The sequence below is a fragment of the Streptomyces endophyticus genome, assembly GCF_035798155.1.
GTDB classification, from domain to species: domain Bacteria; phylum Actinomycetota; class Actinomycetes; order Streptomycetales; family Streptomycetaceae; genus Streptomyces; species Streptomyces endophyticus.
The window spans coordinates 44140-66374 of sequence record NZ_JAOZYC010000111.1; the positions used below are offsets into that span (position 1 = coordinate 44140).

General features: G+C 71.3%; 18 protein-coding genes. 15 read left to right on the forward strand and 3 right to left on the reverse strand.

Going from position 1 to position 22235, the window contains the following annotated elements; genetic code table 11:
- Window positions 1-52 precede the first annotated feature (52 nt).
- The 7 genes from OKJ99_RS16905 (at window position 53) to OKJ99_RS16935 (ending at window position 10845) form a co-directional block, all read left to right on the forward strand.
- Window positions 53-2482 carry a Pls/PosA family non-ribosomal peptide synthetase gene (locus tag OKJ99_RS16905; RefSeq protein ID WP_326017100.1) on the forward strand — a complete coding sequence of 810 codons (2430 nt, stop codon included), beginning with the start codon at window positions 53-55 and terminating at the stop codon, window positions 2480-2482.
- Window positions 2479-4554 carry a non-ribosomal peptide synthetase gene (locus OKJ99_RS16910; RefSeq protein WP_326017102.1) on the forward strand — a complete coding sequence of 692 codons (2076 nt, stop codon included), beginning with the start codon at window positions 2479-2481 and terminating at the stop codon, window positions 4552-4554. Before OKJ99_RS16905 ends, OKJ99_RS16910 begins: the two co-directional genes overlap by 4 nt.
- 34 nt (window positions 4555-4588) lie before the next feature.
- Entirely contained in the window at window positions 4589-5587 is a 999-nt protein-coding gene (locus OKJ99_RS16915; RefSeq protein ID WP_326017104.1) for a TauD/TfdA family dioxygenase, read from the forward strand.
- Window positions 5584-6612, forward strand: a complete 1029-nt coding sequence (sbnB, locus tag OKJ99_RS16920) for a 2,3-diaminopropionate biosynthesis protein SbnB (RefSeq protein ID WP_326017106.1) — start codon at window positions 5584-5586, stop codon at window positions 6610-6612. Before OKJ99_RS16915 ends, sbnB begins: the two co-directional genes overlap by 4 nt.
- Window positions 6613-6668: 56 nt before the next feature.
- A complete protein-coding gene (gene sbnA / locus OKJ99_RS16925; protein ID WP_326017108.1) occupies window positions 6669-7649 on the forward strand; it encodes a 2,3-diaminopropionate biosynthesis protein SbnA in 981 nt (326 codons plus the stop codon).
- A 36-nt stretch (window positions 7650-7685) separates the two neighbouring features.
- Window positions 7686-9320, forward strand: coding sequence for an acyl-CoA dehydrogenase family protein (locus OKJ99_RS16930; protein WP_326017110.1), 1635 nt, complete (start codon window positions 7686-7688; stop codon window positions 9318-9320).
- A gap of 232 nt (window positions 9321-9552) precedes the next feature.
- Complete coding sequence (locus OKJ99_RS16935; RefSeq protein WP_326017112.1) at window positions 9553-10845, forward strand: GAF domain-containing protein; 1293 nt, start codon at window positions 9553-9555, stop codon at window positions 10843-10845.
- Window positions 10846-10893: 48 nt separating this feature from the next.
- On the opposite strand, the gene OKJ99_RS16940 is transcribed toward OKJ99_RS16935, so the two are convergent.
- Window positions 10894-11619, reverse strand: a complete 726-nt coding sequence (locus OKJ99_RS16940; RefSeq protein WP_326017114.1) for a triose-phosphate isomerase — start codon at window positions 11617-11619, stop codon at window positions 10894-10896.
- 76 nt (window positions 11620-11695) lie between these two features.
- A complete protein-coding gene (locus OKJ99_RS16945) occupies window positions 11696-12652 on the reverse strand; it encodes a sugar phosphate isomerase/epimerase family protein (RefSeq protein ID WP_326017116.1) in 957 nt (318 codons plus the stop codon).
- Window positions 12653-12768: 116 nt separating this feature from the next.
- On the opposite strand from OKJ99_RS16945, the gene OKJ99_RS16950 reads away from it, so the two are divergent.
- The 8 genes from OKJ99_RS16950 to OKJ99_RS16985 all read left to right on the forward strand — a co-directional run bounded on the left by OKJ99_RS16950 (window position 12769) and on the right by OKJ99_RS16985 (window position 21150).
- Window positions 12769-13491, forward strand: coding sequence for a GntR family transcriptional regulator (locus tag OKJ99_RS16950; RefSeq protein WP_326017118.1), 723 nt, complete (start codon window positions 12769-12771; stop codon window positions 13489-13491).
- A 134-nt stretch (window positions 13492-13625) separates the two neighbouring features.
- Complete coding sequence (locus OKJ99_RS16955; protein WP_326017120.1) at window positions 13626-14600, forward strand: tripartite tricarboxylate transporter substrate binding protein; 975 nt, start codon at window positions 13626-13628, stop codon at window positions 14598-14600.
- Entirely contained in the window at window positions 14597-15139 is a 543-nt protein-coding gene (locus tag OKJ99_RS16960; RefSeq protein ID WP_326017122.1) for a tripartite tricarboxylate transporter TctB family protein, read from the forward strand. Before OKJ99_RS16955 ends, OKJ99_RS16960 begins: the two co-directional genes overlap by 4 nt.
- Window positions 15136-16665, forward strand: a complete 1530-nt coding sequence (locus OKJ99_RS16965; RefSeq protein ID WP_326017124.1) for a tripartite tricarboxylate transporter permease — start codon at window positions 15136-15138, stop codon at window positions 16663-16665. Before OKJ99_RS16960 ends, OKJ99_RS16965 begins: the two co-directional genes overlap by 4 nt.
- Entirely contained in the window at window positions 16662-17648 is a 987-nt protein-coding gene (locus OKJ99_RS16970; RefSeq protein WP_326017126.1) for a 4-hydroxythreonine-4-phosphate dehydrogenase PdxA, read from the forward strand. Before OKJ99_RS16965 ends, OKJ99_RS16970 begins: the two co-directional genes overlap by 4 nt.
- Window positions 17649-17754: 106 nt before the next feature.
- The gene (locus OKJ99_RS16975; RefSeq protein WP_326017128.1) at window positions 17755-18369 is read left to right on the forward strand and encodes a DUF1266 domain-containing protein; all 615 of its coding nucleotides are present in this window, start codon (window positions 17755-17757) and stop codon (window positions 18367-18369) included.
- A 49-nt stretch (window positions 18370-18418) separates the two neighbouring features.
- Window positions 18419-18907: a MarR family winged helix-turn-helix transcriptional regulator gene (locus OKJ99_RS16980; protein ID WP_407700713.1), complete on the forward strand. Its 489-nt coding sequence runs from the start codon at window positions 18419-18421 to the stop codon at window positions 18905-18907.
- 146 nt (window positions 18908-19053) lie between these two features.
- On the forward strand, window positions 19054-21150 hold the full coding sequence (locus OKJ99_RS16985) for an MMPL family transporter (protein WP_326017131.1): 2097 nt from the start codon (window positions 19054-19056) through the stop codon (window positions 21148-21150).
- On the opposite strand, the gene OKJ99_RS16990 is transcribed toward OKJ99_RS16985, so the two are convergent.
- Window positions 21147-22178, reverse strand: coding sequence for a M4 family metallopeptidase (locus tag OKJ99_RS16990; RefSeq protein ID WP_326017133.1), 1032 nt, complete (start codon window positions 22176-22178; stop codon window positions 21147-21149). The two genes, OKJ99_RS16985 and OKJ99_RS16990, sit on opposite strands and share 4 nt — an antisense overlap.
- Between the last annotated feature and the right edge of the window lie 57 nt (window positions 22179-22235).

The window sequence follows — 22235 nt, forward strand, 5'->3', positions numbered from 1 at the left end:
AACACCTTTCCCGTGCAGCGGAAACCATGCCAATAATTCACGAGGAGCTGCTGTGGCGAATGGCACGGAGGACGTACTTGCCGAGGTTCTGGCGGGTGTGGTCCGGGTGGAGCATGTACCCCCTGACAGTCATTTCTTCGACGATTTATGTGCCAACTCCCTCGTGATGGCGCACTTTTGCGCGCGGGTACGCAAACGGGAGGATCTCCCGTCCGTGTCCATGCGGGACGTCTACGGGTACCCGACGATCCGCTCGCTCGCCGCGGCGCTCGACGCCGCCCCGGTCGCCGCGGCGGCCCCGCCGAAGCCACCACCATCGGCGCCGCGGCCAGGCAGCACGCCCCGCTATCTCCTCTGCGGGGCACTGCAGTTCCTGGTGTTCGCCGCGTACTGCGCGGGCGTCGGGGTCGCCACCGCCCGCGGCTACGAGTGGGTGTCGACGGGCAGCGGCTTCCTTGAGGTGTACGCGCGTTCCGCGGTCTTCGGCGGCGCCGTGTTCGCGGGCGCGTGTGTCGTGCCCATCCTCGCCAAGTGGCTGCTCGTGGGCCGCTGGCGGGAGACCGAGTTCCCGGTGTGGAGCCTCGCCTACGTCCGCTTCTGGACCGTGAAGGCGCTGCTGCACGCCAACCCGATGGTGCTGTTCGTCGGCAGCCCGCTGTACGTGCAGTACTTGCGGCTGCTGGGCGCGCGCATCGGCCCGAACGTGACGATCCTGTCCCGAGTCGTGCCCGTCTGCACCGACCTGCTGACGATCGGCGCCGACACCGTGGTACGCAAGGAGGCCCACTTTCTGGGGTACCGGGCGGCGGCCGGGCGCATCCGCACCGGCCCGGTGACGCTCGGCCAAGGCGTCTTCGTGGGCGAGAAGACCGTCCTCGACATCGGCACCGCGCTGGGCGACGGCTCCCAACTCGGCCATGCCTCCGCCCTGTACGACGGAGCGTCCGTGCCGGCCGGGGAGCACTGGCACGGCTCCCCCGCCGAACCCACCGACGTCGAGTACGTCCGCGTGCCACCGGCCCGCACATCCGCGCCGCGCCGCGCCGCCTTCGGGCTCGCGGGGCTCGCCCAACTGCTCTTCGTATACACACCGCTCGCGGTGGGAGGCGGCTTTCTGGCGCTGACGGAACTGCCCGCGCTGGACGTCCTGTTGGCTCCGGACTCGCAGGATCTGGGCTCCGTCGCGTTCTACGGTGAGGCGCTCGGCCTGTCCCTCGCCGGGTTCCTGGCGTTCGTCGCGCTGGGGTTCGCCGCCGTGGCGCTGCTGCCGCGCGCGCTGTGGCCGCTGCTGCGCCCGGACCGCACGTATCCGCTGTACGGCTTCCACTACGGCGTGCAGCGCGCCGTCGCCCGGATGACCAACATCAAGTTCTTCAAGTGGCTGGCAGGCGACAGCTCGTACATCGTCGGCTATCTGCGGTCCATCGGCTACGACCTGTCGCACGTGGAGCAGACGGGCTCGAACTTCGGTACGGAGATGCAGCACGAGACCCCGTACCTGGCGACGGTGGGCAGCGGCACGATGGTCGCCGACGGGCTCTCGATCCTGAACGCGGAGTTCTCGGCGACCTCGTTCCGCCTGTCACGCGCGACGATCGGGGCACACAGCTTCCTCGGCAACCACATCGCCTACCCGGCCGGCGGCCGCACCGGCGAGAACGTGCTGCTCGCCACCAAGGTGATGGTGCCGCTCGACGGCGAGGTACGCAGCGGTGTCGGCCTGCTCGGCTCGCCGCCGTTCGAGATCCCGCGCTCGGTGGAGCGTGACAGCGGCTTCGACCACCTCAGGCAGGGCGCGGAGTTCCGACGCCGCCTCGCCGCGAAGAATCGCTACAACCTGCGCACGATGGCCCTGTTCCTGTTCGTGCGGTGGCTGCACTGGTTCCTGCTGTCGGTCATCGCGTTCGGCGCGCTCGACCTGTACGGCGGGGCGGGCGCGGTGGGCGGGCTGCTGATCGGGGCGGCGATGGTCGCCGGGCTCGCGTTCAGCACCTGCTACTACGTGTTCGTGGAGCGGCTGATCTGCCGCTTCCGGCCTCTCGCACCCCAGTTGTGCTCGATCTACGACCCGTACTTCCGGTGGCACGAGCGGCTGTGGAAGGTGCCGGACAACCATCTCGTGGTGCTCAACGGGACTCCGTTCAAGAACGTGGTGTGGCGGCTGCTCGGAGTGCGGCTCGGGCGCCGGGTCTTCGACGACGGGGCCAGCATCACCGAGCGCACGCTGACGACGATCGGCGACGACAGCACGCTCGGCGCGCACTCCAAGATCCAGGCCCATTCGCAGGAGGACGGCACCTTCAAGTCCGACCGGATCACGATCGGTTCCGGCTGCACGCTCGGCACCGGCGCCCTGGCGCACTACGGGGTCCAGATGGGCGACGGCGCCGTGCTCGCCCCGGACTCCTTCCTGATGAAGGGCGAACAGATGCCGGCGGGCGCCGCCTGGGGCGGCAATCCGGCGGTGGAGAGGCAGTCATGACGGACTTTCAATGGACCCGCACCCCTGTCCCCGGCACCGCGGTGCACGAAGTACCGCTCCCCGTGGGCCTGTCGGTGACCGAGACCGCGCTCGACGCGGCCCGCGCGCGTGTGCTCGACGCCCTGTCCGCCGGACCCGACGACTCGCCGTTCCAGGTGAGCCGCAAGGAGGAGCACGCCCTGCGGCTGCACTACCGCACCGATGCCCTCGACGCGGAGGCGGCGGCCCGCGTAGCGGGCTACCACCTTGCCGCTCTGACCGGGCCGCCACGCCGGAGCCTGCTCTCCGACGGCGAACTCCGTTACCAGTTCGAGGAGTTGGCGGGCCCCCGGCGCGCGCTGCCGGACCGGCGGGTGCACGAGCTGTTCGAGGAGCAAGTGGCCGCCCACCCGGACGCCCCGGCCATCGCGGACGAGCGTCAGGAGTGGACGTACGCCGAGCTCAACTCCCGGGCCAATCAGGTCGGCCGGGCGCTGCTCGCGCGCGGACTGGGAGCCGAGCAGGTGGTCGCCGTCGTCATGGAGCGCGGCCTCGACTGGGCGGCCGCCGTCCTCGGCGTCCTGAAGGCGGGCGGGGTGTATCTGCCGGTCGAGCCGCACTTCCCGGCCGAGCGCGTCGCGACCATGCTCACCCGGGCCGACTGCCGGCTCGTCGTCGCCGACCGGGACGGCAGCCTGTCCGTGGCGGACGCCTGTGCGCAGGGCCACCCGGACACCGACCTCGGCGTCCGGGTCACGGCGGACCAACTCGCCTACCTCTACTTCACATCGGGCTCCACCGGCGAGCCGAAGGGCGCCCTGTGCGAGCACGCCGGGTTCGTCAACCACGTGCTCGCCAAGGTCGACGACCTCGGGATCGGCGCGGGCGACGTGGTCGCGCAGACGGCGCCGCAGTGCTTCGACATCTCCCTGTGGCAGCTGGTGTCCGCCCTCACCGTCGGTGGCCGCACCCTCGTCGTCGGACAGGAGTCGATCCTCGACGTCGCCCGGTTCGTGGACACGATCGAGCGGGGGCGGGTGAACGTGCTCCAGGTGGTGCCGTCCTATCTGGAGGCCGTGCTCTCCGAGTTGGCGCGGCGGCCCCGCCCGCTGCCCGAGCTGCGCTGTGTGTCGGTGACCGGGGAGGCCGTGAAGGCGGAGCTGGTGCGCCGCTGGTTCGCGGCGCGGCCCGGGGTACGGCTGGTCAACGCGTACGGGCTCACGGAGACGTCCGACGACACCAACCACGAGGTGCTGGACCGCCCGCCGGACGGCGACCGGGTGCCGCTCGGTCCGCCGATCGCGAATGTGCGCGTCTATGTCGTCGACGAGGATCTGCTGCCGGTCCCGCTGGGCGCGCCCGGCGAGATCGTCTTCTCCGGGGTGTGCGTCGGGCGCGGTTACGTCAACGACCCGGAGCGCACGAAGGCCGCGTTCACCGAGGACCCGTACCGGCCCGGCGACCGCCTGTACCGCAGCGGCGACCACGGGCGCTGGCGGCCCGACGGAAAGCTGGAGTTCCTCGGGCGCAGGGACGGCCAGGTCAAGATCCGCGGCTTCCGCGTCGAGCTCGGCGAGGTCGAGAACGCGCTGCTGCGGGTGGCCGGGGTCCGGGACGCGGCGGTGGTCGTGGTGCGGGGCGCGCAGCTGGCGGCGTTCTGCACCGGGCCCAGGACCGTGGACGTACGGGAGCCGGCGGCCGCCGCGCTGCCCGCGTACATGGTGCCGTCGGTCGTGCACTGGCGCGAGCGGCTGCCGCTGACCGCCAACGGCAAGACGGACCGCCGCGCCCTGACCGCACTCGCCGAGCAGTTGGACGCGGGTACCGACCCTCCTCGTACGCAGGCCGAGCGCCGGCTCGCCGCGCTCTGGGCCGAGGTACTCGGCGTGCCGGCCGAACGCGTCGGCCGCCACGACCACTTCTTCGACCTCGGCGGCAGCTCACTGGCCGCCGTGAAGCTGGCGGTCGCCCTGGACCGGGCGGTCACCCTCAAGGACGTCACGCGCCGTCCGGTCCTCGCGGACCTGGCCGAGCTGCTCGACGACCGGGCCCAGGGAACCACCACAGCCACCACACCTACCAAAGCGACCTGAGTCACCGGACTCACAGGAAAGGAAGCGCACCCGCATGTCGCTCTCGACTCCGTCCCCTGACATCGAACTCTCCACCGACAGCCCGCCGTTGGTGTACGCCGACTGCGCGGGCGACCCGGAGGGCTGGACCGCACAGCACCGCGAGGCGGTGCACGCCGTCGTCGCCGAGCACGGCTGCGCCGTCGTACGCGGCCTCGGTCTCATGGATCCGGGCGTCACCGCCGCCGTCTTCAAGCAGGCGGCGGGCACCCTGATGCCCGACCGGGAACCGTTCGCGCCGCGCCGCACCTACCCGGACGGGGTGTACTCGGCCACCAAGTGGCCGCCCAACCAACTGATGTGCATGCACCACGAGTTGAGCTACTGCCTGGAGTTCCCTGGCCTGTTGCAGTTCGCCTGCCTGGAGGCCGCCGCGAGCGGTGGCGCGACCGGGCTCGCCGACGCGGGGGCCGTCCTGCGCGCGCTGCCCGAACCGCTCGCCGAGCGGTTCGGGCGGGAGGGCTGGATCCTCACCCGGACGTACCACGAGGAGATCGGCGCGTCCGTTGCCGAGGCGTTCGGTACCGACGACCGGGACGCCGTCGCCGCGTACTGCCGCGCCCACGCCATCGGCTTCAGTTGGCACGAGGACGGTTCGCTGCGCACCCGGCAGCGGCGCAGCGCCATCGTCCGCCACCCGCGCGACGGTTCCCCCACCTGGTTCAACCAGATCGCGTTCCTGAACGAATGGACGATGGAGCCGGAGGTCCGCGAGTACCTCGTCGACGAGTACGGGCCCGACGGACTGCCCTTCAACACCCTGCACGGCAACGGCGATCCGATCGACGAGGACGTGGTGCGCACCCTGAACGAGGTGTACGCGGCGCACACCGTACGCACCCGCTGGCACACGGGCGACCTGCTGCTCGTCGACAACATCCGCACCGCGCACAGCCGGGAGCCGTTCGAGGGGCCGCGCGAAATGCTCGTGGCGCTCGCAGGTCCGGTGCGCCTCGCCGACTGCGCCCCGACCGTCGAGGCGGCCGCCGGATGACCGCCACCGCGCCACGGTTCGCCGTAATCCCCGGCGAGCAGGTCGAACAGACACTACGGGGACGGGAGTTGGAGATCGGCGAGCTGATCGAGGCGGTGTACCGGCTGCACGGGGCGGGCGACACCGTGAACCCGCCCTCGTACTTCCTGCGGTTCCCGGACCGGCCGAACGCGCGGATCATCGCGCTGCCCGCCTCGCTCGGCGGCCCGCTGCGCACGGACGGCCTCAAGTGGATCTCCAGCTTCCCGGAGAACACCCGCTCGGGCCTGCCACGCGCCTCCGCCGTGCTGATCCTCAACGATCCGGACACCGGCTATCCGTATGCGTGCCTGGAGAGCTCACTGATCAGCGCCACGCGTACGGCGTCGTCCGCGGCCCTCGCGGCCGACCGGCTCAGCCAGGGCCGGGACCGTCCCCGGCGGGTCGGCTTCATCGGCACCGGACTGATCGCGCGGCACATTCACACCCATCTCGTCGCGACGGGCTGGGAGTTCGAGGCGACGGGTGTGCACGATGTGTCGGCGGACAGCGCCGCCGGGTTCCTCGGCTATCTGGAGCGGGCGGGCACCAAGGGCCCCATCACGGCGCACGACAGCGCCGAACGCCTCATCCGCACCAGCGACTTGGTGGTTTTCGCCACGGTCGCGGGGAAGCCACACGTCCACGACGCGTCCTGGTTCGAACACCATCCACTGGTGCTTCATGTGTCGCTGCGCGATCTCGCACCCGAGATCCTGCTCGACAGTGCGAACTATGTGGACGACATCGAGCACTGCCTCAAGGCGGACACGTCGCCGCATCTGGCCGAACAGCTCACCGGTGCACGGGACTTCATCGACGGCACGCTCGACGACGTACTGACCGGGCGGGTCGCCGTGCCGGACGACAGGACCGTGGTGTTCTCACCGTTCGGTCTCGGGGTACTCGATCTGGCCGTCGGGCGCCACGTCCACGACGAACTGGCCCGGCGCGGTCATCTGCGCGTCGTGGACGGCTTCTTCCACGAACTGCGAAGGCACGGCTGAAAGGGCGGGGGACATGGGGTACGGGGGACACAAGACGGAGGGGGGCGGCACACGTCATGCCAGTTATTGACGATCCCGCACAGTTCAACGAGGAGGGGCTCTACGTAGACCTGCGGACCGCGCTGGATCTGCCGCTCTTCCTCAAGTGCGAAGGGTTCAACTTCGCGGGGTCCATCAAGCTGAAGGCGGCCACCGAGATGGTCGACGCCGCCGAACGCGACGGTCTGCTGCGGCCCGGCAGCGTCCTCATCGAGTCGTCGTCGGGGAATCTGGGCCTCGCGCTCAGCATCATCGCCGCGCACCGCGGATACGGGTTCCTGTGCGTGACCGACGACCGCTGCAACCAGCCGACGATCCGGCTGATGGAGGCGCTCGGCAGCCGGGTGCACGTGGTGCGCGAACCGGCGGCGCACGGCGGTCTGCTGGCCGCGCGACTGGCGTATGTACGGGCACTGTGCGCGGCCGACGACCGGTACGTGTGGCTCGACCAGCACAGCAACCACCACAATTGGCGGGCCCATTTCCGCACCACGGCCCCGGCCATCGCCCACCGCTTCCCGCGCCTTGACGTGCTGTTCGTCGGGGCGGGGACGACGGGCACCCTGATGGGATGTGCCCGCTGGTTCTGGCAGTGGCGGCGCCCGGTGCGCATCGTCGCCGTCGACAGCGTCGGCTCGGTGAGCTTCGGCGGCCCCGCCGGGCGCCGGCTCATCCCGGGCCTCGGCGCCGGCGTGCGGCCACCGATGCTCGACACCTCGTACGTCGACGACGTGGTGCACGTCGAGGAGTCGGACGCGCTGCGGGTGTGCCGCACCCTCGCGAGCCGGGGCTTCCTGTTCGGCGGGTCGACCGGCACGGTGGTCAGCGGGGCGGGGCAGTGGCTGGCGCGGCACGGGCGGCGCGGACTCACGGCGGTGGCGATCGCCCCTGACCTCGGCGAACGCTACCTCGACACCGTGTACCGTCCGGGCTGGCCACCCGAGGACCCCGCGCGGGCGGAACGCGACCACGGAGCCGCCATGGCGCGCAGCGGGTGACGCACCCCGTCGCCTTCGCGGGTAGGTTCGGCAGACATGGCAGGCAGCACGCACAGCGTCACCAACCAGGTCCCTCCGCTCGTCGGATACGACGTCTTCTCCGCCGACCAGGCCCTGACACAGGGCCTGAAGCGGCATCTGGACCCGGGGCTTCTGGACGAGACCCTCGCGGACCTCACCCTTCTCGGCCGCACCGCCGGTTCGACGCAGGCTCAGGAGTGGGGCCGGCTCGCGAACGAGAACCCGCCACGGCTCCGCACCCACGACCGCTACGGCCACCGGATCGACGAGGTGGAGTTCCATCCGGCGTGGCACCGGCTCCTGGGCAAGGGGGTGTCGGCGGGGCTCACGTCGGCGTGGACGCGGCCGGGAGGTCATCTGCGGCGCGCCGCCGCGTTCCTGGTGTGGTCGCAGGTGGAGGCGGGGCACCTGTGCCCGCTGTCGATGACGCACGCGGCGGTGCCCGCGCTGCGCGCGGAGCCGGAACTCGCCGCCGTGTGGGAGCCCCTCCTGACGTCCACGGTCTACGACTCAGGGCTGCGCCCCTCGGGGCAGAAGGCCGGAGCGCTCTTCGGCATGGCGATGACGGAGAAGCAGGGCGGCAGCGACGTACGGGCCAATACGACGCGGGCCGTACCGCTGTCGGAGGCCGGGACGTACGCGCTCACCGGTCACAAGTGGTTCTGCAGCGCGCCGATGTCGGACGGCTTCCTGGTACTGGCACGGACGGATGCGGGCCCCACGTGTTTTCTCGTCCCCCGCGTTCTGGAGGACGGAACACGCAACCCCTTCGCCCTGCAACGCCTGAAGGACAAGCTGGGCAACCGGTCGAACGCGTCGGCCGAGGTCGAGTTCGACGGGACGTGGGCGCGCCGGGTCGGCGAGGAGGGGCGCGGGGTGCGCACCATCATCGAGATGGTGGCGGCGACCCGGCTCGACTGCGTGCTCGGCTCCGCCGCCCTGATGCGGCAGGCGGTGGCGCAGGCGACCCACCACGTCGCGCACCGGGAGGCGTTCGGCGCGAAGCTGGCCGACCAGCCGCTGATGAGCAACGTCACGGCGGATCTGGCCCTGGAGTCGGAGGCCGCGACGACGCTCGCGCTGCGGCTCGCGGCGGCGTACGACGACGGGGGCGAGCAGGAGCGGGCCTTCCTGCGGATCGCGGTGCCCGCGGCCAAGTACTGGGTGACGAAGCGCTGTACGCCGCTGGTGGCGGAGGCCCTCGAATGCCTCGGCGGCAACGGGTACGTGGAGGAGTCCGGCATGCCGCGGCTGCTGCGCGAGTCACCGCTGAACTCGATCTGGGAGGGCGCGGGCAACGTACAGGCCCTGGATGTCCTGCGGGCGTTGCAGCGGGAGCCGCAGGCGCTCAACGCGTTCCTGATCGAGGTCGGCAAGGCGCGCGGCGCCGATCACCGGCTCGACGCGGCGGTGAAGGATCTGCTGACCGAACTCGGCGACCTGGACGGCATCGAGGCGCGGGCGCGCCGGCTCGTGGAGCGGATCGCGCTGGTTCTCCAGGGTTCGCTGCTCGTGCGGTACGCCCCCGATGACGTGGCGGACGCGTTCTGCGCGGCGCGGTTCGGCGGCGACAGGGGCGCGGGCTTCGGAACGCTGCCGCACACGCTGGACCTGGCGGCACTGGCGGAACGGGCCCGCCCGCAGATCTGAGCCCCCGAACGCTGACGCGGGGATGGTGCTGCGCCGACACGGCACCATCCCCGCTCATCAGGCCCCAAGAGGAGCTCGAACACCGCCGCGGCGGCGTTGTTCCCATCTTCAAACTCCGCACGGCTGTTCACCAGGGTTGCAGGGGGTTGCAACGTTCCTCGGGAAGGCCCAACCTTGCCGGGGCTCTCAGGTGCAGGATGGGCACATCTCCCCACAACCGAGGAACCGCCGCATGAACAAGGACTCCACGCTCGACCTCGCGCGGCTGGCCGCCATGGACGTGACGCACTCGTCCCGACTGCTCAAGGGGGTACGTGAGGCGACCCTCTCGGGGCTGCGGCCGCGGGTGCGACCGCGCCCGGTGATCGGCGACTCCTGGCAGCGGATGCTGCGGGACGGCGTCGACCCTGATTACGACGTCCACTCCGGGGTGCTCACCGCGGAGCAGTTGGAGGAGAAGCGCCAGGCCTCGCCGCTGGTGCCGCTCCTGCCGATGCTGCGCGAGGCGTTGGTGACGGTCGCGGACGCCACGCAGCACATCATGGTGATCAGCGACGCGGACGGTCGCATCCTGTGGCGCGAGGGGCATCACGGCGTCCTGCGCATGGCCGACAGGCTCGGCCTGACACTCGGCGCGCACTACGCGGAGGACGTCGTCGGCACGAACGGCATAGGCACACCGCTGGTGACCCGCCGCCCCGTGCAGGTCTTCTCCGCCGAGCACTTCGTGCAGTCGCTGCACCCGTGGATGTGCACGGGTGCCCCGGTGAAGGACCCGCGTGACGGGCGGCTGCTCGGCGTCGTCGACATCAGCGGTCCGCTGGACACGATGCATCCGGCGACGTTGCCGTGGGTGTACTCGGTCGCGCAGCTCGCCGAGGCCCGGCTGCGCGAACAGTGGCAGGGGGGCCTGGAGCGGCTGCGTTCGGTGGCCGCTCCGGTCCTCGCCCGGATGAGCGGGCGGGCGCTCGCGGTCGACCCGTTCGGCTGGACGGCGGCGGTCACCGGGATGCCGCCGGTGGACCGGGTGGCGCTGCCCAAGTCCCTCGCGGAGGGCTGCTGCTGGGTCCCGGCGCTCGGTGCTTGCAGCGTGACGCCGTTGCCCGGGGGCTGGCTCCTGATGGTGGACGAGGAGCCCCGGACGCTCGGCGCGACCCGTATCGCGCTCGACGTGCGCCGCCCGCGCCGCTGGTCCTTGGAGGTGTCGGGCGCGGCGGCCACCTGGACCCATGAACTGAGCCCGCGGCACGCCGAGTTGCTGTACGTCCTGGCGCTGCACCCGGCGGGCCGCAGCGCGTCCGCGCTGGCCGAGGACCTGTTCGGCGACCCGACCCGTACGGTGACGGTGCGCGCCGAGATGTCCCGCGTCCGCCGCTACCTCGGCCCCCTCCTCGCCCACCGCCCGTACCGCTTCGCGGACGACGCGGACGTGGCCGTGCTGCTGCCGGACGACCCGCGGGACCTGCTTCCGCACTCGGTGGCGCCCGCGGTGGTGGCGGCTCGGGCGGCCGGGTCGGGACTGTGACGCGAAGAGGACTGTGACGCCGGCCCACGATTCCGTCGTGGGCCGGCGTCACAGTCCCAACGCCACCAAATCCAAGAACGCATCCACATCCCAAGCCGCCCGCCCCACGAACAACCCCTGCACCCCCGGAAGCTCAAGCAGCCACGGCGCGTTCCTCAGGTCGACCGACCCCCCGTACAGCACGGCGCGCGCGGGGAGTTCGGCGAGGGCCGCGAGGGCGGGGGCGATCTCCTCGGGGCGGGGCGGGCGGCCGTGTTCGCCGATCGCCCAGACCGGTTCGTAGGCGAGCAGCACCGCGCCCGGGTCCGACTGCCCTTCGAGCGCCGCCTCGGCCTGTGCGCGTACGACGTCGGCACCGCGTCCCGCGTCCCTGGCCGCCGCGGACTCGCCGACGCAGACCAGCGGGGTGAGGCCGTGGCGCAGGGCCGCCGCCGTCTTGAGGCGGACCGTGTCGTCGGTCTCGGCGAAGTGGGCGCGCCGCTCCGAGTGTCCGATCTCGACGAGCCGGGCGCCCGCGTCGGCGGCCTGCGGCACCGAGATCTCGCCGGTCCAGGCGCCCTCGTCGTCCCAGTGGGCGTTCTGTACGCCGGTCAGGACGGGCGAGCCGGGGCCGAGGGTGTCGGCGACGACGGAGACGGCGGTCGCCGACGGGATCAGGAAGGGTTGCACGCCGTCGATGCCGTCGCCGACCGCGGCCCGCACGCGTGCCGCGTAACTCGCGGCCTCGGAACGGGTCTTGGTCATCTTGAAGCTGGTCCCGATCCAGCGGCTCACGCGCTGTCCTCCTGCTCGTACGTGGTGATGGCGGCGGGCGAGCCGCCGGGGGCGTCGATCGGCGGTGCCGTCCGGGTCACCCCCCGAGGCGGATGCCCAGGACGCGGCGCAGGTAGTCGCGGTTGGCCGCGGAGATGCCGAGGCCGTCGCCGCCGTAGTGCTCGACGCAGATCGGGCCGTCGAAGCCGCACTCCAGGGCCATGGCGAGGGCGCGCCGGTAGTCGATCAGGCCGCCTTCGCAGGGGGCGGGGTGGGTGAAGTAGGCGCCGGTGGCCAGGTCGTGGTCGCGGTAATAGTTCTTGATGTGCCAGTAGTTGGTGTGCGGGAGGGTCTTGCGCAGCATGGACTGCCAGTCCTCGATCGGGCGGTGCAGCCGGATGAGGTTGCCGATGTCGGGGTTGAGGCCGACGCTCGGCAGGTCGATGTCCGTGACGAGGGCGACCGCGCTGTCGGCGGTGCCGAGGTAGGTGTCCTCGTACATTTCGAGCGAGAGGCGTATGCCGTGCCGGGCGGCGCGTTCGCCGAGTTCGCGCAGGCGGGTGACCGCGAGGTTCCAGGTGCGGGTGTCGTCGGCCGGGTCGGTGGCACCCTGTTCGTGCCAGAACCACAGTGCCTGGTGCTGGCTCTCCGTCAATTCCCGGTGCAGGCCCACTGATACGACCCCGATGCCGAGGTCGGCCGCCGCGTCGATGGTGCGCAGGAGGTACGCGAGGTGGGCGCGGGCCGCGTCCTCGTCGGGGTCGATGACGCTGCGGCGGATCGCGGAGATGGCGGTGACGCCGAGGCCGGATTCCTTGAGTGTGCGGGCGAGTTCGGATCTGCGGTCGGCGTCGAGGTCGCCGGGGCGGACCCAGCTGTCGGTGAGGTCGACGTGGTCGAATCCCTCGCCCGCGACCTCGCCGAATACCGAACTCCACTGCTGCGCGGGTGCGTTGTGGGCGTCGGGGAACTGGAGGAGGGCGGCTCCGATGGGCCAGTCACGGGCCAGGCGGAACGGCGGTGCGGGTGGGGCGACTTGTGCGGTGCGGGGCATGGGCGACTCCCTCGTCGAGTACACACCGGCGATCCCTTTGAATCGTAGACCCTATAGGATCTATTCCGTCTGCGACAGACTGTCCGCACCTCCCCTCGGATAACCTGGACGGCGAGATGAGCCCGAAGAGCACACACCCGCAGAGCTCCAACTCCCCCCTCGTGGCACGCCGCGCGCTGCGCGACGGGGTCTACGACGCGATCCTGGAGAAGCTGCTCGACGGCTCGACGCCGCCCGGCTCCTCGCTCGGCATCGACTCGCTCGCCCGCGAGCTCGGTGTCTCGCCGACTCCCGTGCGCGAGGCCCTCGTTCAGATGGAGCACACGGGCCTGGTCAACCGGGTCGCGCTCAAGGGTTACAAGGTGGCGCCGCCGCTCTCCCCCGAGCAGGTCACCGAACTCTTCGACGCCCGCATCATGTTGGAGCTCGGCGCGGTGGAGCGGGCCGTCGCGCACACCGAGGACCTGGTGCCCGAACTGCGTGCCGCGCATGCCCGGCACGTGCTCGCGGCGCACCGCGTGCGCAAGCTGCGCGGCGGGGACGCGACCGCCACCGACAACTCCGACCTGCGCGAGTACTTCGCCGCCGACTGGGCGTTCCACCTGCTGATCATTCAGGCGGCGCGGAACCGGTTCATGGCAGCGATGGCCGAGTCGCTGAGCGCACATGTGCACCGGATGCGGCAGACCGTCGACCACGGCACGTTCGACATCGACCAGGCCATCGCCGAGCACACCGCGATCCTCGCCGCGTTCGAGTCCGGCGACCCCGAGGCGCCGGCCCGCGCGATGCGCACGCATCTGGAGGGTGTCGAGCGGCGTTCGCTCGACGACGCGTAGCGGCGGAGCGACTCCGGGGATCAACTTCCGTCCGCGTGGCGGCAATTCACGCATGCCTCTTGTCATCGCTCCTTCGGCGCACCTACGGTCACGGCCATATCCCATAGGATCTCGGATCCGCAGGAAGGTCGACGATGACGTCACCACTGCGTGCGGTACGCCGCCTCGCCGGAGCCACGGCATTGGTCACCGCACTCACCTCGTGCACCTTGCTCAACGCCACCCCAGAGGTGCCGAAGGACTGGCACCCGCGCGGTTCGGTCTCCGCTCTCGTCGCGTTCGCGCCGGGCGGCGGCAGCGACCGCTCGGCGCGCGTGATGGCCCAGGGGCTGAACGAGCTCGACGGCGGCTACCACGTCAACGTCGAGAACAAGGAAGGCGGTTCGGGCGCCGTCGGCTGGGCCGGCTTCCTCGCCGAGGAGGGGAACGGCAACGCCCTGCTCGTCGCGGAGGGCGCCCTCAACACGCTCCCGCTGGTCTACGACGTGCCGTTCACGTACAAGTCGTTCACGCCGCTGATGATGTTCGCGCAGGACTCCCGGATCGTCGTGGCCCGCAAGGACTCCCCGTACAAAACCTGCCCGGACGTGGCGCGGGCCGCGCGCGAGAAGCGTGTCGTCACCGGGTCCAGCGGCAAGACGGGCGCGGACGCGCTGGTGATCGGCAAGTTCAAGAAGCAGGGCGGGAAGTTCGGGGTCGTGCCCTACGGGTCGACCGGCGAGGTGCTGACCGGGCTGCTCGGCAAGCAGATCGACATCGCGCCCTCCAGCGCCTCGTCGGCGAAGCCGTATCTGCAGAGCGGTGACATGAAGGCGCTGTGCACCATGACCGCGAAGCGCTACGACGATCCGGTCCTCGGCAAGGTCCCGACCGCCAAGGAGCAGGGACTCGACGCCGAAGTCACCCTGTGGCGCGGGGTGTTCGCGCCAGCCGGGATCGACGACGTACAGCGCAGGTACTGGATCAGGTCGCTGGAGCGGGCCATGAGGTCGAAGGCGTACCACGAGTACCTGAAGGCCGACATGCTCACGCCCGCGCACCGCAGCGGCCCGGAGTTCGCCGCGTATCTCAAGCGGTACGACGCCCGGGTGAAGGAGGACCTCAAGTGACTCAAGCGACCACTCCCACTCCTTCAAGGGCGCGCCGCCCGGTCCTCCTCGCGTACGGCGCGCTGACCGCGCTCGGCACCCTGTTCTTCGCGGGCTCCTTCGCCTACCCGTGGACGCAGCCGGAGGACGGCACCATCGGCGCGGGCGTGATGCCACGCACGGCGGGCCTGCTGCTCGCCGTCCTCGGACTGCTGCTGATGCGTCAGGAACTGCGTACGGGCTCGGTGTTGGAGGGCGACGGACATGTCGAGGAGGCAGCCGAGATCGGCGCCGATGAGGCGCGGCGGGTCCGCACGAAGCTGATCGTGGTCGTGGTGACGATGGTGGTCACCGCGCTGCTCGTGCCGTTCCTCGGGCTGCTGCCCGCGCTGACCCTGATGACCCTGTTCCTCACGGCAGTGGTGGAGCGCCAGCCGCTCGCGCGCAGTGTGCTCGTGGCGGCTCTCGTGTTCGCGGTGTCCTATCTGCTGTTCATCACGATCCTCAGCATTCCGCTGCCGTTCGGTCTCTTCGACCCCGCCGTCTGGAGCCAGCTGTGATCGACCATCTCGTCACCGGATTCGGTGCCGCGCTCAGCCCGGAGAATGTGCTCTGGTGCTTCGTCGGTGTGCTGCTCGGCACCGTCATCGGGATTCTGCCGGGGCTCGGCTCGGCGACCGGCGTGGCCATTCTCATCCCCGTCACGCTCACCTTCTCGCCGCTCACCGCGCTGATCATGCTGGCGGGTATCTACCACGGTGCCCAGTTCGGGGCCACGATCACCGCGATCCTCATCGCCACACCCGGCGAGGCGTCCTCGGTGGTCAGCACCCTCGACGGCTATCGGATGGCGCGGGCCGGGAGAGCCGGGCCCGCGCTCGCCATCTCGGCGCTCGGCGCGTTCGTCTCGGCGATGGTGTCGCTGGTCGCGCTGATGGCGGTGGCCCCGTTCTTCGCGAACCTGGCGCTCGACTTCGGGCCGCCGGAGATGCTCGCCGTGATGATCCTGGGCCTGTGCACGATCGTCGTCTTCTCGGGCCGCAATCTGCTGCTCGGCATGGCGCTCGGCCTCACCGGGGTGCTCATCGGCTGCGTCGGCGTGGACGGCGGCAGCGGCACGCCCCGCTACACGTTCGGGCAGATCGACCTGTTCGGCGGCATCCCGTTCGTCGAGGTCATGATCGGCCTCTTCGCGATCGGCGAGCTGCTCAACCAGCTGCACATCGGCATGGCCGAGCCGATCCGCGCCCGCTTCCGCGATCTCCTCCTCACCAAGGAGGACCTCAAGCGCGCGGCCGCCCCGACCGCGCGCGGCACCGTCCTCGGCTTCCTCCTCGGCTGCCTGCCGGGCGCGGGCACGACGCTCGCCTCGTTCATGGCGTACGGGGCGGAGAAGCGGTTCTCCCGCAACCGCAAGGAACTCGGCACGGGCGCCATCGAGGGCGTCGTCGCCCCGGACGCGGCCACGAACTCCGCCTCCAACGCCAACTTCGTGCCGACCCTCGTCCTCGGCGTCCCCGGCGGCGCGACGACGGCGGTCCTGCTCGGCGCGTTCCTCGTCTACGGCATCCAGCCGGGCCCGCTGCTCTTCGAGAACCAGCCGGAGCTGGTGTGGGGCCTGCTGGTCTCCTTCTTCATCGGCAACCTCCTGCTACTGATCCTCAACCTGCCGCTCGCGCCGGTCTTCGCCCAACTCCTGCGCGTGCGCTACGCGTTCCTGTACCCGCTGATCATCGTGACCTCGCTGATCGGCGCGTACTCGGTGAAGAACAGCATGTTCAGCATCTGGATCGTGCTGTTCTTCGGACTCGTCGGCTACGCGATGAAGCGGCTGAACTTCCCCGTGGCCCCGCTCGTCCTCGGCCTGGTCATCGGCCCGCTGTTCGAGAAGGCGCTGGTGCAGACGTCGGCCCTCTCGGGCGAGGACTCAGCTCTCATCCTGCGCAGCCCGGCCGCGGTGACGATCCTGGCGCTCGCCGTGGTGCTGGTGGCAGGTCCGCCGGTGACCCGCAGGCTGCGCCGCGCCCGTACCGCCACCGAGGCCGCCGAGGCCCCCGCACCCAAGACCCCGGAGAAGACACCATGAGTACGCATCTTGTCGAGCAGTCCCCCGAACTCCCCCGCGTGGCCGTCACGTTCGGCGACCCGGCCGGGATCGGGCCCGAGCTGGTCGCCCGCCTCCTCGCCGACCCGAAGACCCGCGAATCCGCCGACCTCGTCCTCCTCGCCGACGAGGAGGAGCTGCACTCGGCGGGCGAGGACGCGGGCGTGGACCTGGACTGGGCACGGGAGTTGCTGCACCCCGGCCCCGCGCCCGAACGCCCGGGCGGCGGCTTCCAGCGCAAGGCGGCGACGGCGGAGGGCGGGCGCTGGGCGCTCGACCGCCTGCGGACCGGGCTCGACCTGGCGCGCACGGGCGAGGTCGGCGCGATACTGTTCGCCCCGCTCAACAAGTCCTCGCTGCATCTGGCCGGGATGACGCAGAGCGATGAACTGCGGTGGTTCGAGGAGGAGTTGGGCGTCGACTCCTTCACCTCCGAGCTGAACGTGGTGCCCGGCCTGTGGACCGCGCGCGTCACCTCGCACGTCTCCATCGCGGACGTCGCCGCCGGGATCACCTACGAGCGGGTGACGGCCGCGGGCCGGCTCCTGGACCGGGTGCTGCGCGGCGCGGGCGTCGATGCGCCCCGCATCGGGGTGTGCGCGCTCAATCCGCACGCGGGCGAGAACGGCCACTTCGGCCGCCACGAACTCGACATCATCACGCCCGCGATCACCGGCCTGCGCGAGGCGGGTCTCGACCTGAGCGGCCCCTTCCCCTCCGACACAATCTTCCTGAAGGCGCGCGCCGGGGAGTTCGACGGGGTGCTGACGATGTACCACGACCAGGGGCAGATCGCGATGAAGCTGATGGGCTTCGACGGGGGTGTGACCATCGCGGGCGGGCTGCCGATTCCGATCTGTACGCCTGCGCATGGCACTGCGTTTGACCTGGTGGGGCGGGGGGCTGCGAATACGGGGTCTGTGCGGAATGCGTTCGAGCTGGCGGTGCGGTTGGCGCGGCGGTGATTTTGTTGCGGTCGGGCGGGCCTACGTTGCGGGGCTCTGCCCCGGGCCCCGCTGCTCAATCGCCGCAGGGGCTTAAATACCCACGCCTTCGGTACAGTCCGCGCCCATGGTCTTCACACTCATCAAGCCGAGGACACAGCGCGTATATCGGACGCCCCTCACCCCGCACCAGCTCTGGATGGTGTCGCTGAGCGCCCCCGTGCGGCCGGGCAAGGGCGCGTCGCGCACCACGCTCTACCCGTTCACCCGCGTCGACGACGACAAGGCGCGGCGTCTGCTGGCCGGGCAGTGGGAGACCGGTACGCGCGACGAACTGCTCGGGCGGCTCGGCACGCTGGCGCGGTCCGGGTTCCGGGAGCGGGCCCGCGCCCGGCTCGGCGTGGAGCCGCTGGCCTGGGACATCGCCCTGTACGCGGACGCCGCGCGGTGCGGCTTCGCCGCCGGGCTGCTCTCCGAGGCGGACGCGTGGAACCTGCTGAAGAACGTGGTGCCGCAGGTGGCGCGCACGTACAACACGTGGCAGGAGTACGCCGACCACTACCTCCTCGGCCTCTCGGTCTGGCGCGAGGGCGCGCAGGGGACGCCCTCCGAGTCGCTGCTCGCCCCGCGGGACGTCGCGGACGCGCACGTGAAGTCCCTGCTCGACCCGGCGAACCGCAAGAGCCCGTGGCGCCGGGCGCCGCTGGACGTCATCCGCCGCCCCGACCTGCGGCCCGAGTAAGCTGGCGCACCCTCGTACAGATTCAAGTGGAAGAGAAGTCGTGGTGGGCGTGGGTGGACAGACCGGGGAGACCGGCGAAGGGGCCGCGTCCGCGCCGTCGGACCTCCGGCATCTCGGGGTGGAGCTGCGCCGCCTCAACGGGGAGATCGCGCGCGTGGTGCACAGCTTCGCCACCGGCCAGGGCCTGCACCCGACGGACGTACATGCGCTCGCCGTCGTCCTGGACTCCACGGAACCCGTCACCCCGAGCGTGCTGCGCCGCCGCCTCGGCCTGACGTCGGGCGCGGTGAGCGCCTGCGTGGACCGGCTTGAGCGCGCCGGTCATCTGCGGCGGGTGCGGGAGAGCGTGGACCGGCGGGTGGTGCACCTGCAGTACGTGCCGGGGGCGCAGGCGCAGGCGCGCAAGTACTTCGGGCCGCTCGCCGAGGCGGCCGACCGGGTGCGCGGCGAGTTCAGCGCGGCGGAACTGGACGTGGTGGTGCGGTTCCTGGGGTCGCTGAACGAGGAGCTCGCCGCGGTGAAGAGCCCTCGGGCGTAGGCCCTGCCGGGCCCCACCGGACCCTACCGGCCGCATCCAGGGGCCCGGCTCCGAGAGAAGGAACGACGTATGCCACCATCCCAGTTAACTCAATCATTGAGATACTTTCTGATTGAGATTGTCCGGCCGCCTTCCTTGGGAGACCCATGCCCCGCACCCACCGACGCGCCCGCTGGCTCGTGCCGATCGTCCTGCTCTTCGGCTGGCTCGCCATCGGCGGCACGCTCGGTCCGTACGCCGGAAAGCTCGGCGAGGTCGCCACCAACGACCAGGCGGCCTTCCTGCCGCGCAACGCGGAGTCCACCCGCGTGCTCGACGCGCAGCGCGCCTTCAGCGAGGACGAGACGCTCCCCGCGGTGGTCGTGTGGACCGCCGACGGCGGGGGCCGCATAGCCGACGGCCAACAGGCCGCCGCCACCCGCGCGTTGACCGCGCTGAAGGTCGAGCCCGGCATCGTGGGACAGGCCTCGCCCGCCCTGCCGTCGGACGACGGCGAGGCCCTCCAGGGGGTCGTGCAGCTCCGCCCCGACCTGGGGGACGAACTCGCCCCGACGCTCGACGTGATCGAGTCCGCGGCGTCCAAGGTGCCGGGCACGACGGTCGCCGTCGCGGGCCCCGCGGCGAGCCAGGCCGATCTGTCCGACGCCTTCGCCGGGATCGACGGGCTGCTCCTGTCGGTCGCGCTGGTGGCGGTCCTGGTGATCCTGATCCTGGTCTACCGCAGCGTGCTGCTCCCCTTCGTGATCATCATCGGGGCGGTGCTCGCCCTCGGCGCCGCCTGCGCCGTCGTCTACGCCCTGGCCGACCACGACGTCGTACGCGTCGACGGCCAGGTGCAGGGCATCCTGTCGATCCTGGTCATCGGCGCCGCGACCGACTACGCGCTGTTGCTCACCGCCCGCTATCGCGAGGAACTCGCCTCGGGCACCCACCGGTTCGCCGCGATGCGGGCCGCGCTGCGCCGCTCCTCCGGGGCGATCGTGGCCAGCGCCGCCACCGTCGCCCTCGGCCTGCTCGCCCTGCTGCTCAGCGACCTCACCAACAACCGGGCGCTCGGCCCGGTCGGCGCCATCGGCATCGCCTGCGCCGTCCTGAGCACCCTCACGTTCCTGCCCGCCGCCCTGGTGCTGCTGGGCGGCGCCGCGTACTGGCCCGCGAAGGTGCGGACCGATGACGGCTCGGGCGCGGGGCACGGCGTGTGGCGGCGGGTCGCGCGGGCGGTGGAGCGGGCGCCGCGCAAGATCTGGGCGATCGCCCTCGCCGGCCTGCTGGCGTGCGCGGCCTTCGCCCCCGCCCTCGACTCCAAGGGCGTTCCGCTCGACGAGATCTTCGTCAACGACGCACCCTCGGTCGCCGCGCAGGCCACGTTGGCCGGGCACTTCCCCGGCGGCTCCGGCAACCCGGCCCGGGTGATCGCGGACGCGGGGCACCAGGACGAGGTCGTCGCGCGGGCCGAGAAGGTCGACGGTGTCGCGGGCGCCGCCGTCCTCGACGCGCAGGGGCGGCCCGGCGGCGGTCCCGCCCGCGTTGTGGACGGCAAGGTGCGCGTCGACGTGACGCTGAAGGACCCGGCCGACAGCGACGCCGCCAAGGACACGGCCGTCCGGCTCCGCACGACCCTGCACGCCATCGACGGAGCCGACGCCCTCGTCGGCGGCTACACCGCGCAGCAGTACGACACCCAGCACACCGCCGAACGCGACCGCACGCTGATCGTTCCCGTGGTCCTCGCCATCATCCTGGTGATCCTCATCGGGCTGCTGCGTTCGCTGATGATGCCGCTGATCCTGGTGGCGACGGTGGCGCTCAACTTCGTTGCGACGCTGGGCATTTCGGCGCTTGTCTTTGAGCACGTGTTCGGCTTCAGCGGTACCGACGCGTCCGTGCCGCTGTACGGGTTCGTGTTCCTGGTCGCGCTCGGCGTGGACTACAACATCTTCCTGATGTCGAGGGCCCGCGAGGAGTCCCTGGAGCACGGGGTGCGGGACGGGATCCTGCGGGCGCTCGTCGCGACGGGCGGCGTGATCACGTCGGCCGGTGTCGTGCTGGCCGCGACGTTCGCCGCGCTCGGCGTGATCCCGCTCGCCTTCCTGGTGCAGATCGCGTTCATCGTGGCCTTCGGTGTCCTGCTCGACACCCTGGTCGTACGCTCGCTCCTGGTCCCGGCGCTGGTCCGGGACATCGGCCCGAAGTCCTGGTGGCCCGGGCGCCTCGGCCGGGACCGGAGCGGCGACAGGTCCTAGCTTCCGGGGATCCCCCGGTCCGCGAAGGCCTTGCGCACCGCGGTCTCCGCCCCCGCCCCGTACATCTCCCGCGCCGTCGCGACCGTCGCCTTCGCCGCCGCGGAGAAGCCGGTGTCGGGGGCGAAGTCGAACTGGGCGTTCACGATGATCCGGTCGGCCGTGCGGGCTCCGAGGGCGCGGCGGATGTCGTACAGGGCGCGCGACCAGATCTCGCCGTCGGCGTGCACCTCGCCCACCCGGTCCGCGTACGTCTTGTCGGTGTCGACGCGGCGCAGGCAGTGCGGGGTCGAGGACGTGTACGAGACGGAGTCCCAGTCGGCGACACACGCCAGGTCCGTCCGCATCGGCCAGCCGTACCGGGCGTCGGCGGCGGCGCCGACCTCCACGGCGAGGTAGTCGCCGAACGCCTCGCCGATGGAGCCGGCCTCCAACGAGGTGCCGAAGCCGGGGACTTGGGCGTTGTGCACGGCGTGCCCGTACTCGTGCACGACGACCTCCGCGTCCTCCGCATCGTCGACGCCGCCCTTGCCGAAGCGGATCTCGGCCTTCTTGTCGGTGAAGAAGGAGTTATCGGCGCCCCACTGGTTGATGCGGACGGGCTGGGCCCGGTCGTTGGCGCCGGGCAGTTCGCTGCCGAAGCCGAGGGACTGCAGGTACTCCTGCGCCTCGTTGACCCAGAAGTAGGCCATCACCTGCTCGAACTGGTCGTCGTGGCGGGTGTAGGCACCGGCGTCGGCGACCTTGGCGGCCGCTCCGGTCTCCGATCTGATGACCGCCCACTTTCCGGACAGTCCCCCGCTCCCGTCGAGATTGCGCAGCGCGGCCGTCGCGTACTGGGCGGTCGGGACCGCCGTCGCGGAGTCCTTGGCGTCGGTGAGGGACTGGTCGCCCGAGGACTGGACCGGGTTGACCATGAAGATCCGGGCCTGTGCCGTCGCGGGCGCCGCGAGGGCGGGGGTCGCGAGCGTGGCGAGGGCGACGGTGAGGGTGGCAGCGGCGAGCGCACCACGGGAGAGACGACGTGACATCGGTACAACCTCCGGCTGGGCTGGTACGGATGCGGGGGGTGGCACTGCTACGCGCTG